12 protein-coding genes and 2 tRNA genes are annotated in these 16126 nt (G+C 68.0%); 12 read left to right on the top strand and 2 right to left on the bottom strand.

The window, feature by feature from the left end; translation table 11 throughout:
- Positions 1-271 precede the first annotated feature (271 nt).
- Both ACFVXA_RS21655 and ACFVXA_RS21650 read left to right on the top strand, forming a co-directional pair.
- On the top strand, positions 272-1642 hold the full coding sequence (locus ACFVXA_RS21655) for a lipocalin-like domain-containing protein (protein WP_390026042.1): 1371 nt from the start codon (positions 272-274) through the stop codon (positions 1640-1642).
- A 300-nt stretch (positions 1643-1942) separates the two neighbouring features.
- Positions 1943-2365: a tyrosine-type recombinase/integrase gene (locus ACFVXA_RS21650; protein ID WP_390026040.1), complete on the top strand. Its 423-nt coding sequence runs from the start codon at positions 1943-1945 to the stop codon at positions 2363-2365.
- A 66-nt stretch (positions 2366-2431) separates the two neighbouring features.
- On the opposite strand, the gene ACFVXA_RS21645 is transcribed toward ACFVXA_RS21650, so the two are convergent.
- Positions 2432-2505, bottom strand: a tRNA-Gly gene (locus tag ACFVXA_RS21645).
- A 154-nt stretch (positions 2506-2659) separates the two neighbouring features.
- Between ACFVXA_RS21645 and ACFVXA_RS21640 the strand changes: the two genes are divergently transcribed.
- From ACFVXA_RS21640 to clpX, 5 genes are all read left to right on the top strand, one after another.
- Positions 2660-2736, top strand: a tRNA-Pro gene (locus tag ACFVXA_RS21640).
- A 202-nt stretch (positions 2737-2938) separates the two neighbouring features.
- Positions 2939-4342, top strand: coding sequence for a trigger factor (tig, locus tag ACFVXA_RS21635; RefSeq protein WP_383742797.1), 1404 nt, complete (start codon positions 2939-2941; stop codon positions 4340-4342).
- 573 nt (positions 4343-4915) lie between these two features.
- Complete coding sequence (locus ACFVXA_RS21630; protein WP_362018419.1) at positions 4916-5524, top strand: ATP-dependent Clp protease proteolytic subunit; 609 nt, start codon at positions 4916-4918, stop codon at positions 5522-5524.
- Between the two features lie 101 nt (positions 5525-5625).
- Complete coding sequence (locus tag ACFVXA_RS21625; protein WP_362018178.1) at positions 5626-6306, top strand: ATP-dependent Clp protease proteolytic subunit; 681 nt, start codon at positions 5626-5628, stop codon at positions 6304-6306.
- A 160-nt stretch (positions 6307-6466) separates the two neighbouring features.
- Positions 6467-7753: an ATP-dependent Clp protease ATP-binding subunit ClpX gene (clpX, locus tag ACFVXA_RS21620; protein ID WP_362018180.1), complete on the top strand. Its 1287-nt coding sequence runs from the start codon at positions 6467-6469 to the stop codon at positions 7751-7753.
- Positions 7754-8124: 371 nt separating this feature from the next.
- On the opposite strand, the gene ACFVXA_RS21615 is transcribed toward clpX, so the two are convergent.
- Complete coding sequence (locus tag ACFVXA_RS21615; RefSeq protein WP_383905121.1) at positions 8125-9084, bottom strand: hypothetical protein; 960 nt, start codon at positions 9082-9084, stop codon at positions 8125-8127.
- Between the two features lie 136 nt (positions 9085-9220).
- On the opposite strand from ACFVXA_RS21615, the gene ACFVXA_RS21610 reads away from it, so the two are divergent.
- The 5 genes from ACFVXA_RS21610 to ACFVXA_RS21590 all read left to right on the top strand — a co-directional run bounded on the left by ACFVXA_RS21610 (position 9221) and on the right by ACFVXA_RS21590 (position 16063).
- Positions 9221-11845 (top strand): valine--tRNA ligase, encoded by a 2625-nt coding sequence (locus tag ACFVXA_RS21610; protein ID WP_383747676.1) that lies wholly within the window; start codon positions 9221-9223, stop codon positions 11843-11845.
- Positions 11846-12060: 215 nt separating this feature from the next.
- Positions 12061-13599, top strand: a complete 1539-nt coding sequence (locus ACFVXA_RS21605) for a folylpolyglutamate synthase/dihydrofolate synthase family protein (RefSeq protein ID WP_362018185.1) — start codon at positions 12061-12063, stop codon at positions 13597-13599.
- Positions 13600-13604: 5 nt separating this feature from the next.
- A complete protein-coding gene (locus ACFVXA_RS21600) occupies positions 13605-13991 on the top strand; it encodes a DUF4233 domain-containing protein (protein WP_389748647.1) in 387 nt (128 codons plus the stop codon).
- Positions 13992-14179: 188 nt separating this feature from the next.
- Positions 14180-14593 carry a nucleoside-diphosphate kinase gene (ndk, locus tag ACFVXA_RS21595; RefSeq protein ID WP_362018189.1) on the top strand — a complete coding sequence of 138 codons (414 nt, stop codon included), beginning with the start codon at positions 14180-14182 and terminating at the stop codon, positions 14591-14593.
- A gap of 450 nt (positions 14594-15043) precedes the next feature.
- Positions 15044-16063 carry a rod shape-determining protein gene (locus ACFVXA_RS21590; RefSeq protein ID WP_103551380.1) on the top strand — a complete coding sequence of 340 codons (1020 nt, stop codon included), beginning with the start codon at positions 15044-15046 and terminating at the stop codon, positions 16061-16063.
- Positions 16064-16126: the final 63 nt, after the last annotated feature.

Below are 16126 nucleotides of genomic sequence, written 5' to 3'. Positions count from 1 at the left end.
CGCTGCGACTCCCCGCTGTTCCCCGTGCTGCACTCCCGCGTCGGGCACGCAGGGGGCACGTACGCCCTTCTGCCGCGCTCTCGATGTTGAGTGTCGTGCGCCGTGCGGTAGGCCTCGTGAACCGCTCACGCGGGCTGTGAGGGCATCGATACCGCCCGCGCCGGAGTGCGCTCTCGAGATGCCGTGCATGCACCTCCGCCATACAGTCACAGCACACATCACACGCTGCAACGACCAGTTGCATTCGGTGACTGGCTCGGAGGGACAGCACATGCCGCAGATCGCGAGCGGGAAGACACCGCAGGCGCACAACGCCCCGGAAGGCGAGCCCTCCACGGGCGACGTCACCGTCACGGCCCCCAGTCGGCGCCGCGTCCTGTTCTCGGGACTGGCGGTGGCGGCCGCTGCGCCTCTGGCAGGATGCACCTCGGTCACCGCGGAGGACGAGGCCAGCGGTCAGGCCAGCGGGGCGGCATTGCGTGCGTCCAACGACCGGCTCGCGACCAGCTCGGCCCAGGCCCTCTACACCCTCCCGCAGGACCACAAGTGGCACGGCGGCCCGTTCTACGACACCGGCGAGCTGGAGGAGTGGCACTACTGGACCGGATACGTCACCGACAAGGACACCGGCGAAGAGTTCGGACTCTTCTACAACCTCTTCCACGAGGGCGTCTCGCCCGGCAAGTACCAGTACCGCCCGTACTTCTCGCTGGGCAACCTCAAAACGCACGACTTCGTCTGGTCGGCCAATACCCTGACCTCGCCGCTGACGGCCACCGCACCGCCGCAGTCCACCTCGCCCGACGACTTCCAGTACAGCACCTCACAGAACGGCACGACCTTCACGACCGTCTACCGCGCCTCCCCCGACACCTGGAACCTGCACTTCAAGAGCCAGGCCAAGAACGTCAACCAGCCCATCACCATGGACCTGGAGACCAAGACGCAGAGTTCCTACGGCTACACACCCATGACGCCGTTCGGCGTGGAGAACGAGAACGCGCCCTGGCAGGGCAAGGCCGATCCGCAGACGATGAGATCGCTGTCCTACTACTACGGCGCTCCCAAGCAGAACGTCACCGGAACCGTCACCATCGGCAACCAGACACGGCACCTCACCGGATCGCTGTGGATGGAGCACCAGTGGGGCAACTTCCTGGTCTCCAAGCAGCCGTGGGGCACGGCCTACGTGTGGTCGGCGATCCAGTTCAACGACGGCTCGATCTTCACGTTCCGCCAGTGGTACGACCAGCAGAACAAACCGCTGTTGAACATCGGCCGCTACATGCACGCAACCCCGAACGCCAACCCCGAGTACGGGTTCGGAGAGGCGGTCCAATGGGTCCCGCTGCAGACCTGGAAGTCGACGGCCTCCGGGCGTAACTACCCGGTATACGCGCGTCTGTCCACTCCCTACGGGACGTGGTACTACACCCCGATCTTCGAGTCCTACGAGATGCCGACCGGCTACAAGCCCTACGGCACCAACGGCATCACCCTCTACGAGGGCGCCTCCTGGATCCGCAAGGACTCCCTCAACGGCCCCATCATCGGCAAGGCCTTCCTCGAACTGCCCAACAGCCTCACCAAGAACTTCCCCGAATTGTCATCCCAGCAGCCAACACCAAGTGGCAGCTCCTAGCTCTTGGGACAACTGCTGGCCCGCGCTGGCAGACCCGCCGCGACCTATCGGACTGGCCTCAAGCCACCACCTAGCACCCCGCGCACGCCCCTACGGACCCGCAGTCGCCGACGGCGCCCCTTCCATCCCGGTGCCGGCCGATCCCCCGCCGGAGGCGCAGAGGGGTCCGGCCCAAGGGGCCAGCCCGCGCTTGCGCGGGCCCTCGACGCCGGGGCGGTCCGCGTTCGCCGTGCCGTCGCCGAACTCTTCAACGGGCAGCGCGAGATCAAGGCGCCCAAGAGCGCGGCCGGCAAGCGCACGGTGGCCATCCCGAGCGTGATCGTCGCCGACGTCCGTGATCACCTGGAGCGCTACGCGGAGCACGGGGCCGACGGCCGTGTCTTCGTCGGGGCCAAGGGGGCGACCCCGCGCCGGAACCACTTCAACCGGCTGTGGCGCCGGGCGTGCGAGGACGCAGGGATCAAGGGGCTGCACTTCCATGATCTTCGGCACACAGGCAACACCCTCGCCGCGTCGACCGGGGCCAGCACGCGTGAGCTGATGTCCCGCATGGGCCACAGCACCGCCCGCGCGGCCTTGATTTACCAGCACGCGAGCGCCGACCGTGACCGGCTGATCACCGATGCGGTGAGCGGTCTGGTGGAGAAGGGACGCAAGGGCGTGAAGACGTCGCAGAAGAAAGATCGAAAGCACAAGGGGCACGCGGGGGACACGGGGGACTGAACGCAGCCCCGGGATGCGACAAGGGCCAGGCGGAGGAAAAATCCTCTGACCTGGCCCTACGTCATGTGGAGCGGGCGACGGGAATCGAACCCGCGTAGCTAGTTTGGAAGACTAGGGCTCTACCATTGAGCTACGCCCGCGAGCAGGTCGCGCCGCAGGTCAGTGACCGCGGCACAGGAGGCATCGTAGCGGGTCGTGCCCCTTCGACGCACACCCTGTTTCGACGCCGCACGGGTGCCCGGGAAATGCGGCGGCCGCACTGCCTGCGGGCATGTACCCTACGTGTCGCACCGACGGGGTGTGGCGCAGCTTGGTAGCGCGTCCGCTTTGGGAGCGGAAGGCCGTGGGTTCAAATCCCGCCACCCCGACCACCAGCCGGAACCCGCCATGGCTCCGCGCATCGCAAGATCACCTTTTGGGGCGTGTACCGCCTGCGGTTACTATGCAAGCTGCGCGCCCGTGTGTCTGCACTGTTACGTCTCTCAAGGGCCGCGAATCCGCTTAAGGCTCTGCCCGACCGGCAGACGCACGCAGCAGAACCCCCAAGAAGTCAGCCCCCAAGGAGACCGAACCGTGAAGAGCGCCGTGGAGACCCTGAACCCGACCCGGGTTCGGCTCAGCATCGAGGTGCCCTTCGAGGAGCTCAAGGACAGCCTCGACGCGGCGTACAAGAAGATCAACCAGCAGGTCACGGTGAAGGGGTTCCGGAAGGGCAAGATCCCGGCGCGCGTCATCGACCAGCGGTTCGGTCGCGGCGCCGTGCTCGAAGAGGCCGTCAACGACGCGCTCCCGAAGTTCTACACCGAAGCGGTCAACGAGGCTGAGCTGAACGTCCTCGGCCAGCCCGAGGTCGACATCACCGAGCTGAAGGACGGCGAGACGCTGAACTTCACCGCCGAGGTCGACGTCCGTCCGGCCATCGAGATCCCGGACTACTCCGGCATCGAGGTCGAGGTCGACGCTATCGAGGTCAGTGACGAGGACGTCGAGAAGGCCGTCTCCGACCTGCGCGAGCGCTTCGCGTCGACCTCCCCGGTCGAGCGCGCCGCCCAGGACGGCGACGTCGTCACCATCGACCTGGAGGCCAAGGTCGACGACGAGGTGCTGGAGGACGGCATCGCGAGCGACGTCTCCTACACCATCGGTTCCGGCGAGCTGCTCGACGGCATCGACGAGGCCGTGAAGGGCCTGGAGGCCGGTGGCGAGGCCACCTTCGCCTCCGAGCTCAAGGGCGGCTCCGCGGCCGGCAAGGAGGCCGAGGTCACCGTCAAGGTCACCCAGGTCGCCGCGCGTGAACTCCCCGAGCTGGACGACGACTTCGCGCAGCTCGCCTCCGAGTTCGACACCCTGGAGGAGCTGAAGGCGGACAGCCGTAAGCGCCTCGAGAACATGAAGCAGTACGACCAGGCCACGCAGGCCCAGGAGCGCGTCCTGGAGAAGCTGCTCGAGCTGGTCGAGGTGCCCGTCCCCGAGAAGCTGCTCGAGGACGAGATCAACACCCGCAAGCACAACCTGGAGCACCACCAGCTCGGCCAGATGGGCCTCGACCTCGCGAAGTACCTGGAGATCCAGGGCAAGACCGAGGAAGAGTTCGACGCCGAGACCAAGGAAGCGGCGATCAAGGGCATCAAGACGCAGTTCGTCCTGGACGAGCTCGTCAACAAGGAGAAGCTGAACGTCAACCAGGAGGAGCTCACCGAGCACCTCATGCGGCGCGCCGCCTCCTCCGGCATGTCCCCCGACCAGTTCGCCCAGGCCGTCGTCGAGGGCGGCCAGGTCCCGATGCTGGTCGGCGAGGTCGCCCGCGGCAAGGCCCTCGCGGTCGTCGTCGAGGCCGCCACGGTCAAGGACACCAACGGTGAGGTCGTCGACCTCGACGACGAGGACGAGACGGCGGAGACCGTCGAGGCCACCACCGAGGCCGCCGAGGCCGCCGAGTCCTCCGAGGACGCGGCCGACGAGAAGCCCGAGGCCTGACCGCCCCGCTCGTACGTCGACGGGCCCCCGGGTGACATCCACGTCCCCGGGGGCCCGTCGGCCTTTGAGGACCTGTCGGCCTTTGAGGGCCCGTCGGCCTTCGGGGGGTGCGGTCGGCCTTCGCGGCGCGGGGAACTGCGTGAACAACCCCCGCAGAGCCGCACCCGCAGAGCCGCACCCGCGGACCGACCGCACGAGGCAGCCGCGCCCGCGGTTCCCGGGGTGGAGGGCACCCCCTCCGCCTGCGGTTCCCGGGGTGGAGGCAGCCCCTTCCGCCCCCGGTTCCCGGGATGGAGGCAGCCCCCTCCGCCCCCCGTTCCCGGGATGGAGCGCCCCCGGTTCCCGGGATGAAGGGCCGCCCCCGACCGGGGGCGCGACCTGCGCTCACAGCGAACAGTTGACTCTGCGGGATTCCCCGAAGGGACCCGCGCGTTAGGGTCCATGAATACGAGGGCAGGGGAGTCCCCGAAGCCGCCCAGAGGCGGTATGCACCCGGGGTCCCACGCCCCAGCAGAAGACGTGAGACGGCCCGGCGCCGTCGTAAGACGAGCAGGTGGATACGTGACGAATCTGATGCCCTCCGCCGCCGGCGACCCCTCCATCGGTGGTGGCCTTGGTGACCAGGTCTACAACCGGCTGCTCGGCGAGCGAATCATCTTCCTCGGCCAGGCGGTCGACGACGACATCGCCAACAAGATCACGGCGCAGCTGCTGCTCCTTGCCTCCGACCCGGACAAGGACATTTACCTCTACATCAACAGCCCCGGCGGATCGATCACGGCCGGCATGGCGATCTACGACACCATGCAGTACATCAAGAACGACGTGGTGACGATCGCCATGGGCATGGCGGCCTCGATGGGCCAGTTCCTGCTCAGCGCCGGTACCCCCGGCAAGCGCTTCGCCCTGCCGAACGCCGAGATCCTGATCCACCAGCCCTCCGCGGGCCTCGCGGGCTCCGCGTCGGACATCAAGATCCACGCCGAGCGGCTGCTGCACACCAAGAAGCGGATGGCGGAGCTGACCTCCTTCCACACCGGTCAGACCGTCGAGCAGATCACTCGTGACTCGGACCGCGACCGCTGGTTCGACCCGATCGAGGCCAAGGAGTACGGCCTCATCGACGACATCATGCCCACCGCTGCCGGTATGCCGGGCGGCGGCGGCACCGGGGCGGCGTAACCGGCGCAAGCCGGTGCAGGCGGCTGCCAGCCGGCCTGTGCAGCCCCTCCAGCGCCCCCAGCCGACCGCCTCAGCCCTTTTCAGGCTCTTCAGGAGACACAGTGAACGACTACCCCGGCAGCGGCCTCCACGCCCGCACGCAGGCCGAGTACACCGGTCCTCGCGCGGAGTCCCGCTACGTCATCCCGCGCTTCGTCGAGCGCACCTCGCAGGGCGTGCGTGAGTACGACCCGTATGCCAAGCTCTTCGAGGAGCGCGTGATCTTCCTCGGCGTGCAGATCGACGACGCTTCCGCCAACGACGTCATGGCGCAGCTGCTGTGCCTGGAGTCGATGGACCCCGACCGTGACATCTCGGTCTACATCAACAGCCCCGGTGGCTCGTTTACGGCCCTCACGGCCATTTACGACACGATGCAGTTCGTGAAGCCGGACATCCAGACGGTCTGCATGGGCCAGGCCGCCTCGGCCGCCGCGATCCTGCTGGCCGCCGGTACGCCGGGCAAGCGCATGGCACTTCCGAACGCCCGTGTGCTGATCCACCAGCCCTACAGCGAGACCGGCCGCGGCCAGGTCTCGGACCTCGAAATCGCGGCGAACGAGATCCTCCGGATGCGCTCGCAGCTGGAAGACATGCTGGCCAAGCACTCGACCACGCCGATCGAGAAGATCCGCGAGGACATCGAGCGCGACAAGATCCTCACCGCTGAGGACGCGCTCGCGTACGGCCTGATCGACCAGATCATCTCCACCCGGAAGATGAACAACTCGGCGGTTGTCTGACGTACCGCTGTATCGTCTGCCGCTCCTTGGCGTGGTTCACGACAAAGTGAACCGCGCCAAGGGGGGCCCGAACGGGGGGCTCGGCAAGGTACCGTCGGACATAAGGCAGCACCAGGAGCCGCTGGACCTAGGCGTCTCCCAGGCGAAGGGGAAGCACACCGTGGCACGCATCGGTGACGGCGGCGATCTGCTCAAGTGCTCGTTCTGTGGCAAGAGCCAGAAGCAGGTCAAGAAGCTCATCGCAGGCCCCGGTGTGTACATCTGCGACGAGTGCATCGATCTCTGCAACGAGATCATCGAGGAAGAACTCGCGGAAACGAGCGAGGTCCGCTGGGAGGAGCTCCCGAAACCCCGGGAGATCTACGAGTTCCTCGAGGGGTACGTGGTCGGCCAGGAGTCGGCCAAGAAGGCCCTCTCGGTCGCGGTGTACAACCACTACAAGCGGGTCCAGGCCGGCGAGAACAGCACGGGCCAGAACCGCGACGACGCCATCGAGTTGGCGAAGTCCAACATCCTGCTGCTGGGCCCCACGGGCTCCGGCAAGACACTGCTCGCCCAGACGCTGGCGCGCATGCTGAACGTCCCGTTCGCCATCGCCGACGCGACGGCGCTCACCGAGGCGGGCTACGTCGGCGAGGACGTCGAGAACATCCTCCTGAAGCTCATCCAGGCGGCCGACTACGACGTCAAGAAGGCCGAGACCGGGATCATCTACATCGACGAGATCGACAAGGTGGCTCGTAAGAGCGAAAACCCGTCGATCACCCGAGATGTCAGCGGCGAGGGCGTGCAGCAGGCCCTGCTCAAGATCCTGGAAGGCACGACGGCCTCGGTCCCGCCCCAGGGCGGGCGCAAGCACCCCCACCAGGAGTTCATCCAGATCGACACGACGAACGTCCTGTTCATCGTGGGCGGTGCCTTCGCGGGCCTGGAGAAGCTCATCGAGTCCCGTGCCGGCGCGAAGGGCATCGGCTTCGGCGCGACGATCCGCTCGAAGCGTGAACTCGAGTCCAAGGACCAGTTCGAGGACGTCATGCCGGAGGACCTGGTCAAGTTCGGCATGATCCCGGAGTTCATCGGCCGCCTGCCGGTGATCACGTCGGTCCACAACCTGGACCGCGAGGCGCTCCTCCAGATCCTGGTGGAGCCCCGCAACGCTCTGGTGAAGCAGTACCAGCGCCTGTTCGAACTCGACGGCGTGGAGCTGGACTTCGAGCGCGAGGCCCTCGAAGCCATCGCCGACCAGGCCATCCTCCGCCAGACCGGCGCGCGCGGCCTGCGCGCCATCATGGAGGAAGTCCTGATGTCCGTGATGTACGAGGTCCCGTCCCGCAAGGACGTGGCCCGCGTCGTCATCACCGCAGACGTCGTCCACTCGAACGTGAACCCGACCCTGATCCCCCGCGACGCCCGCCGCGGGGGTCCGGGGGAGCAGAAGACGGCGTAGCCGTCGGTAGCTGTACGTCGAAGGGGCTCCAGCGGAATCCGCTGGAGCCCCTTCGACGTACAAGCGCGTACCAAGCCAACTTCCGGTCAACGCCGGCCTCTTACTTGGCTCGGGTACAACGTCGGGCCCAAGGTGACTGCGGCATGCGAACACCACCACATAACGACTCCGACCCATGGGAGGGTGGCGAATCCTTACTGCTACACCGGGTTGGTGAATGTCGGCCTCAGCCATGACGAGGCCGACAGTGCCTGTCGCCGTGCCTGAGAAGGGTCGGGGCAGGGCGGCGAACTAAAGGCCGCGTACTCGGCACGGACATGAGGAGGGGCCCCGGTCGACTGAGCGGGGCCCCTCCTTCATGACCGCGCAGGTCAGAGCTTGACGCGCACTTCCTTGCGGAACTTGGCGGTCAGCTCGGCCGCGCTTGCGAGGTCGGGGCTCTTGCCGGTCATCGCCTCGGCCATCTCAAGGTTGATGACCACGCCCAGCGTGCTGTGGTCACCCCAGATGCACACCGGCATGCTGATCTCGCTCGGCTCGGACGAGGACCCGCTGGATGCCGTGGAGTTCTTGTACTTGGTCACCTGGCACTTGAGGACCGCACCGTCGAGGCCGCTGGGCTTGTACACCTGCGGGCTGCCGACGACCTCGCCTTCCTTGTCGGTGCTGGCGCTCTTCTTCATCTCCGAGAACATCCCGTCGACGACCGCCTCGGGATCGTCGATGGTGCCGTACACGCCCATGAAGTTGATCATCTTCATGCTCAGCGGGTTGGTCTGCTCGTCCCCGGACTGGTACCCGGCGTGCACATCCTTGGCGTTCTTCACACCGTGCTTCTCGGCGTCCTTGACGTCGTTCTCATCGAAGCCGCCGCTGTCGGCGTCGTTGGACTTCTTGTACTCGGTGAGCACCGTCGCCGGAGTCGTCAGCTTGTGCGGGCCGTCGTCCGCGACGTTCGAGCCGCCGCCACCCCCACCGATGACGAAGTACGCCCCCACCGCGATCGCGGCCACGACCGCCACCGCGCCGATGATGAGGCCCGTCTTCTTCTTGCCCCCGTCCGGTGCGGGGGGCTGCGGGACGGCGCCGTAGGGAGGCTGCTGGCCGTACGCGGGCTGCTGGCCGTAGGGGGGAGTCTGCGGGGGGACACCCTGGGGTGCCTGCTGGGGGTAGCCGTAGCCGGGCTGCGCGGGGGGAGCCTGCTGCGGGTAGCCATAGCCGGGCTGGGGGGCCTGCGGCGCCTGGGGCGGCTGACCGTAGGGGCCCGGCTGACCGTACGGTCCGGGCTGCTGGGGCTGCCCGCCGTACGGGCCCGGCTGGTTGTAGCTCATTACTGGGTTCCCCTCCAGATGCTTATGTGTTCCTGACATCCTGGCCCAGGCACAGGGAGCGCACCGCATCGGGGGGCGCACCGTTACAGAACAAACGCGTTTCGGGACTGCCCGGTGACACCCCTAAACTGGGCCCGTGACCGAGAACGCTCAGCAGCAGCCACCAGCGCCCGACTCCGAACTGCCGACCCAGTACGCGCCGGCCGACGTAGAGGGGCCGCTGTACGAGCGCTGGGTAGAGCGGGGTTACTTCGAGGCGGACGCGAAGAGCGACAAGCCTCCGTTCACCGTCGTCATTCCGCCGCCGAACGTCACCGGCAGCCTGCACCTCGGGCACGCCTTCGAGCACACCCTCATCGACGCCCTCACCCGCCGCAAGCGCATGCAGGGCTACGAGACGCTGTGGCAGCCCGGCATGGACCACGCCGGCATCGCCACCCAGAACGTCGTCGAGAGGGAGCTGGGGAAGGAAGGGAAGTCCCGGCACGACCTGGGCCGGGAAGCCTTCGTCGAGCGGGTCTGGCAGTGGAAGTCCGAGTCCGGCGGCCAGATCAGCGGCCAGATGCGTCGCCTGGGAGACGCCGTCGCGTGGTCGCGTGAGCGTTTCACCATGGACGAAGGGCTCTCGCAGGCCGTCCAGACCATCTTCAAGCGGCTCTACGACGACGAACTCATCTACCGCGCCGAGCGCATCATCAACTGGTGCCCGCGCTGCCTCACCGCCATCTCGGACATCGAGGTCGAGTACCAGGACGACGACGGTGAGCTCGTCTCCATGAAGTACGGCGAGGGGGACGACACGATCGTCGTCGCCACCACCCGCGCCGAGACCATGCTCGGTGACACGGCCGTCGCCGTTCACCCCGAGGACGAGCGGTACAAGCACCTCGTCGGCAAGCTCATCAGGCTGCCGCTCACCGACCGTTCCATCCCGGTGGTCGCCGACGAGCACGTCGACCCCGAGTTCGGCACGGGCGCCGTCAAGGTGACCCCGGCCCACGACCCGAACGACTTCGAGATCGGGCAGCGGCACAACCTGCCGTCCCTCACCATCATGGACGAGCACGCGGTCATCACCGCCCACGGCCCCTTCCAGGGCCTGGACCGGCTGGAGGCCCGTTCCGCGATCGTCGCCGCGCTGCGCGCCGAGGGCCGGATCGTCGCCGAGAAGCGGCCGTACGTCCACTCGGTCGGCCACTGCTCGCGCTGCAAGACCACCATCGAGCCGCGGCTGTCGATGCAGTGGTGGGTCAAGGTCGGCCCGCTGGCGAAGGCGGCCGGCGACGCGGTCCGCGAGGGCAAGGTCAAGATCCATCCCCAGGAGATGGAGAAGCGGTACTTCGACTGGGTCGACAACCTCCACGACTGGTGCATCTCACGGCAGTTGTGGTGGGGCCACCGCATTCCCGTCTGGTACGGGCCGAACGGTGAGGTCGTCTGCGTCGGTCCCGACGAGGAGGCACCCACCGGCGAGGGCTGGCACCAGGACACCGACGTCCTCGACACCTGGTTCTCCTCCGGCCTCTGGCCCTTCTCGACCCTCGGCTGGCCCGAACAGACCGAGTCGCTCGCGAAGTTCTACCCGAACTCGGTCCTGGTCACCGGTTACGACATCCTCTTCTTCTGGGTCGCCCGGATGATGATGTTCGGCCTGTACGCGATGGACGGTACCCCGCCGTTCCACACCATCGCCCTGCACGGCATGGTCCGCGACCAGTTCGGCAAGAAGATGTCGAAGTCCTTCGGCAACGCGGTCAACCCGCTGGACTGGATGGACAAGTACGGCAGCGACGCGCTCAGGTTCACCCTGGCCCGCGGCGCCAACCCCGGCGTCGACGTCCCGATCGGCGAGGACTGGGTCCAGGGCTCCCGCAACTTCGCCAACAAGCTCTGGAACGCGACCCGTTTCGCCCTGATGAACGGCGCGACGGTCGAGGGCCCGCTGCCGGAGGCGTCGCAGATGTCGGCGACCGACCGCTGGATCCTGTCCCGCCTGGGCTCCACCGTCGCCGAAGTCGACGCGCTCTACGAGGACTTCCAGTTCGCGAAGCTCTCCGACGCGCTGTTCCACTTCGCGTGGGACGAGGTCTTCGACTGGTACGTCGAGCTGTCCAAGACGACGTTCCAGGCGGGCGGTGCGGCCGCCGAGGTCTCCAAGCGTGTCCTGGGCGAGGTTCTCGACGTCACGCTGAAGCTGCTGCACCCGGTCGTCCCGTTCGTCACGGAGACCCTCTGGACCACCCTCACCGGTGGCGAGTCGGTCGTCATCGCCGACTGGCCGGCGGACAGCGGCTTCCGCGACGCCGACGCCGAGCGCGAGATCCAGACGCTCCAGCAGGTCATCACGGAGGTCCGCCGCTTCCGTGCCGACCAGGGTCTCCAGCCCGGCCAGCGCGTCCCGGCCCGACTGACCCTCGACGGGACCGCCCTGGCCCCGCACGAGGCCGCCATCCGTCAGCTGCTCCGCCTCCAGCCGGAGGGTGACGCCTTCGCGGCCACGGCGACGCTGCCGGTCGCGGGGGCCACGGTCGCGCTCGACCTGTCCGGCACGATCGACGTCGCGGCGGAGCGCAAGCGCCTCGCCAAGGACCTCGCCGCGGCCGAGAAGGAGAAGGCCCAGGCGCACGCCAAGCTCGGCAACGAGGCGTTCCTCGCGAAGGCCCCGGACAACGTCGTGGAGAAGATCCGCACCCGGCTCGCCAAGGCGGACGAGGACATCGCCCGGATCAAGGCCCAGCTGGAGCGCTTGCCCGAGGCGTAGCGGGTAGTTGTCGTACGCGGGTGAAGGCCCCCGAACCTCGATGGTTCCGGGGGCCTTCGCCGTCTTCCGGGGTCTGTCACCCCCGCGCGGCCTGGGGCGCGGGAAACTGCGCGAACGGGGTGCCGGGCGGAGCCCCAGGAGGGTGGGACGGGTAGGGGCGGAGGGGGCGAAACCCCACACGGCGCAACACACCGGCGGCTCCGTAGACTGGCCCCGTGAGTGAGCTCCCCCCGCACGACAGCAGCGAGTCAGACGAGTCGGCCCCCGGCGACCCGCTCGGTCTCTTCGAGGAGATCGTCGCGGCCGAGACCGAGCGCGACCCCGACCTCGCGGTGATCGAGGCCGGCAGCCGCACCCTGCGCACCCAGGGCGCGGGCGACCGGCAGGACGACGTCCCCGGCCGGCCCACCGACCCCGAGGTCGACAAGGCACTGCGCGAGGTGGAGGCGGAGCTCGCGACCCGCTGGGGCGAGACCAAACTGGAGCCGTCCGTCAGCCGCATCGCCGCGCTCGTGGACGTGCTCGGCGCGCCGCAGCGCTCGTACCCCTCGATCCACATCACGGGGACGAACGGCAAGACGTCGACCGCCCGCATGATCGAGGCCCTGCTCGGCGCCTTCGACCTGCGCACCGGGCGGTACACCAGCCCCCACGTGCAGTCGATCACCGAGCGCATCAGCCTGGACGGCGCGCCGATCTCCGCCGAGCGGTTCATCGAGACGTACCACGACATCAAGCCGTACGTGGAGATGGTCGACGCCCAGCAGGAGTACCGGCTGTCGTTCTTCGAGGTGCTGACCGGCATGGCGTACGCCGCCTTCGCGGACGCGCCCGTCGATGTCGCCGTGGTCGAGGTCGGCATGGGCGGCAGCTGGGACGCCACCAACGTCATCGACGGGGACGTGGCCGTCGTCACGCCCATCGATCTCGACCACACCGACCGGCTCGGCGAGACGCACGCCGAGATCGCCACCGAGAAGGCCGGCATCGTCAAGCAGGACGCCACGGTCATCCTGGCGCAGCAGCCGGTGGACGCGGCCCAGGTGCTGCTGAAGAAGGCCGTGGAAGTGAATGCCACGGTCGCCCGTGAGGGGCTGGAGTTCGGTGTCGTCGCGCGGCAGGTCGCCGTGGGCGGGCAGCTGTTGACGCTGCGCGGGCTCGGCGGCGAGTACGAGGAGATCTTCCTGCCGCTGCACGGCGCCTACCAGGCGCACAACGCCGCCGTGGCGCTCGCCGCGGTCGAGGCGTTCTTCGGCGTCGGTGCCGCGCGCGCCGAGCGGCTCGACATCGACAGCGTGCGCAAGGCCTTCGCCTCGGTGACCTCGCCGGGGCGGCTGGAGGTGGTACGCCGCTCGCCGACCGTCGTGCTGGACGCGGCGCACAATCCGGCGGGCGCACGGGCCACGGCCGAGGCCGTCAGCGAGGTCTTCGACTTCAGCCGGCTGATCGGGGTCGTCGGCGCGAGCGGCGACAAGAACGTACGGGGGCTGCTCGAAGCCTTCGAGCCGATCTTCGCCGAGGTCGTCGTCACGCAGAACTCCAGTCATCGCGCGATGGACGCGGACGAGCTGGCCGGGATCGCGGTCGAGATCTTCGGCGACGACCGGGTGCAGGTCGAGCCGCGGCTCGACGACGCGCTGGAGGCCGCGATCACGCTGGCCGAGGAGGAGGGCGAGTACGCGGGCGGGGGCGTGCTGGTCACCGGTTCCGTCATCACCGTCGGCGAGGCCCGGCTGCTTCTGGGGAGGGGCTGATCGCTGTGCGGACGCTCTGTGCTTCGACTCTGATCGGCGAGTTCTTCGTCATCGGCTTCGCCGGGCTCGTCGCCATGAAGGATCCCGACCTCTCGACGGCCACGGTGTGGACGGTGAGCGGGGTCGTCATGGCGCTGAGCGTGCTGCTGTGCGGCATGATCACGCGACCGGGGGGTGTCCAGCTGGGCTGGGCGCTGCAGATCGCGCTGATCGCCAGTGGGTTCGTGGTGCCGTCCATGTTCATCCTCGGGGCGATCTTCGCCGCCCTGTGGTGGGCGTCGGTCCACTACGGGCGGAAGATCGACGAGGCGAAGGCGCGGTTCGCTGCGCAGGCGCAGGCGCAGGCGCAGGCGCAGGCGGCGCCGACCGAGGCCGGGGGTAACCCCGCGTAGGGGTGGCCGTCGGGGTTTTCCGCCGCCCCCTCCGCCCCTGCCCGTCCCAGGTCTGGGGGCTACCGCCCCCAGACCTCCCGCTTTGCCTGGACGGTCTCGTCCTCGAACGCGGGACGGGCTGAATGGGCACTCAGCTACGCCCTGTAGCCTCGGTCACCCGCACACTTGTGACCTGAAGGAGCCACCCCGTGAGCCAGCGCACCCTCGTCCTCCTCAAGCCCGACGCCGTCCGTCGCGGCCTGACCGGCGAGATCATCAGCCGTATCGAGCGCAAGGCCGGCTGGGAGATCACCGCGCTGGAGCTGCGGACGCTGGACCAGGACACGCTGGAGCAGCACTACGGCGAGCACAAAGGCAAGCCGTTCTACGAGCCGCTGGTGGAGTTCATGGCGTCCGGCCCGGTTGTCGCGCTCGTCGTCGAGGGCGAGCGGGTCATCGAGGGCGTGCGGGCGCTGGCCGGGCCCACCGACCCCATCGCCGCCGCGCCCGGCTCCATCCGCGGCGACTACGGCGTGATCGTCCGCGAGAACCTGATTCACGCCTCCGACTCCGAGGAGTCCGCCGAGCGCGAGCTGAAGATCTTCTTCCCCGGCCGCGCGTGACCTTCGGGCTCAGCGTGACCTTCGGGTGTGCCTGACTGGCAGGCCGTGCGTGACCGTCAGGCCGCGCGTGCTCCTCTTGGGCCGTGCGTGCCCCTCTCGGGCCGTGCTTGGGCTTCCCGGGGGCCCCCGGCGAGCCCGCGGGCGGCACATTTCCGATAATTTTTCTGAGGGGTCGTCACACTCACTTGGATGTCTGACCTGGGACGGCCGTGGAAATTCCGGCCGTCCCGTGGCATATGCGTGCCGATCGGGGGAACGCATGCCCCCGATGGCCCGTCTCCACAAGCGGGTCGGCGCATCATCTGCTGACAATGGCGAAGACCCTCGCGCAGTGTTCGTGCAGGCGCGTCTACGATGGAAGCCTTCACGTCACTGCACCCACCTCGCCGTTCCTAAAAAGCCGTCAAAGCTCCACTTGGGAAGGCCAGACGAATCCTGATGGGGAACTCAATGTCGTTCATCGGCCGTGACATGGCTGTCGACCTCGGGACCGCCAACACGCTGGTGTACGTCAGGGGTCGCGGGATCGTACTCAACGAGCCGTCCGTCGTCGCGATCAACACCAACACCGGTGGGATCCTCGCGGTCGGCGCGGAAGCGAAGAAGATGATCGGGCGGACCCCGGGCAACATCGTTGCCGTACGTCCGCTGAAGGACGGTGTCATCGCCGACTTCGAGATCACCGAGCGCATGCTCCGCTACTTCATCCTGAAGATCCACAAGCGGCGCTACCTCGCCCGTCCCCGCGTCGTCGTCTGTGTGCCGTCCGGCATCACCGGCGTCGAGCGCCGTGCCGTCATCGAGGCGTCGTCCCAGGCCGGCGCCCGCCAGGTGCACATCATCGAGGAGCCCATGGCCGCGGCCATCGGTGCAGGCCTGCCGGTCCACGAGGCCACGGGCAACATGGTGGTGGACATCGGCGGCGGCACCACGGAGGTCGCGGTCATCTCGCTCGGCGGCATCGTCACCGCCCAGTCCATCCGCGTCGCGGGCGACGAGCTGGACAACGCGATCATCCAGCACATCAAGAAGGAGTACTCGCTCCTCCTCGGTGAGCGGACGGCCGAACAGATCAAGATCACGATCGGTTCGGCGTACGACCTCGACACTGACGAGCACACCGAAATCCGCGGCCGGGATCTCGTCTCCGGGCTGCCCAAGACCGTCGTCATCTCGGCCGCCGAAGTGCGCAAGGCGATCGAGGAGCCCGTCAACGCGATCGTCGACGCGGTGAAGACGACCCTCGACAAGTGTCCGCCGGAGCTGTCCGGTGACGTGATGGACCGCGGAATCGTTCTGACCGGCGGCGGCGCCCTGTTGCGCGGCCTGGACGAGCGACTGCGCCGCGAGACCGGTATGCCGATCCACATCGCCGAGGACCCGCTGGACAGCGTGGCGCTCGGTTCCGGCAAGTGCGTCGAGGAGTTCGAGGCGCTCCAGCAGGTTCTGGACGCCCAGCCGCGCAGATGAAGTAACACTTCGATTCCGCCGTACGAGATGATCCCTTCTCGTACGGCGGATCGTTGGTATGGA

The sequence above is a fragment of the Streptomyces sp. NPDC058246 genome (assembly GCF_042881985.1).
Classification (GTDB): domain Bacteria; phylum Actinomycetota; class Actinomycetes; order Streptomycetales; family Streptomycetaceae; genus Streptomyces.
This window is presented reverse-complemented; position numbering and strand designations above follow the sequence as displayed.

Excerpts from the sequence above, each read along its gene's own strand:
- ACFVXA_RS21655 (WP_390026042.1), top strand. The coding sequence starts at position 272 with ATGCCGCAGATCGCGAGCGGGAAGACACCGCAGGCGCACAACGCCCCG.
- ACFVXA_RS21630 (WP_362018419.1), top strand. The coding sequence starts at position 4,916 with ATGCCCTCCGCCGCCGGCGACCCCTCCATCGGTGGTGGCCTTGGTGAC.
- ACFVXA_RS21615 (WP_383905121.1), bottom strand. The coding sequence starts at position 9,084 with ATGAGCTACAACCAGCCGGGCCCGTACGGCGGGCAGCCCCAGCAGCCC.
- ACFVXA_RS21590 (WP_103551380.1), top strand. The coding sequence starts at position 15,044 with ATGTCGTTCATCGGCCGTGACATGGCTGTCGACCTCGGGACCGCCAAC.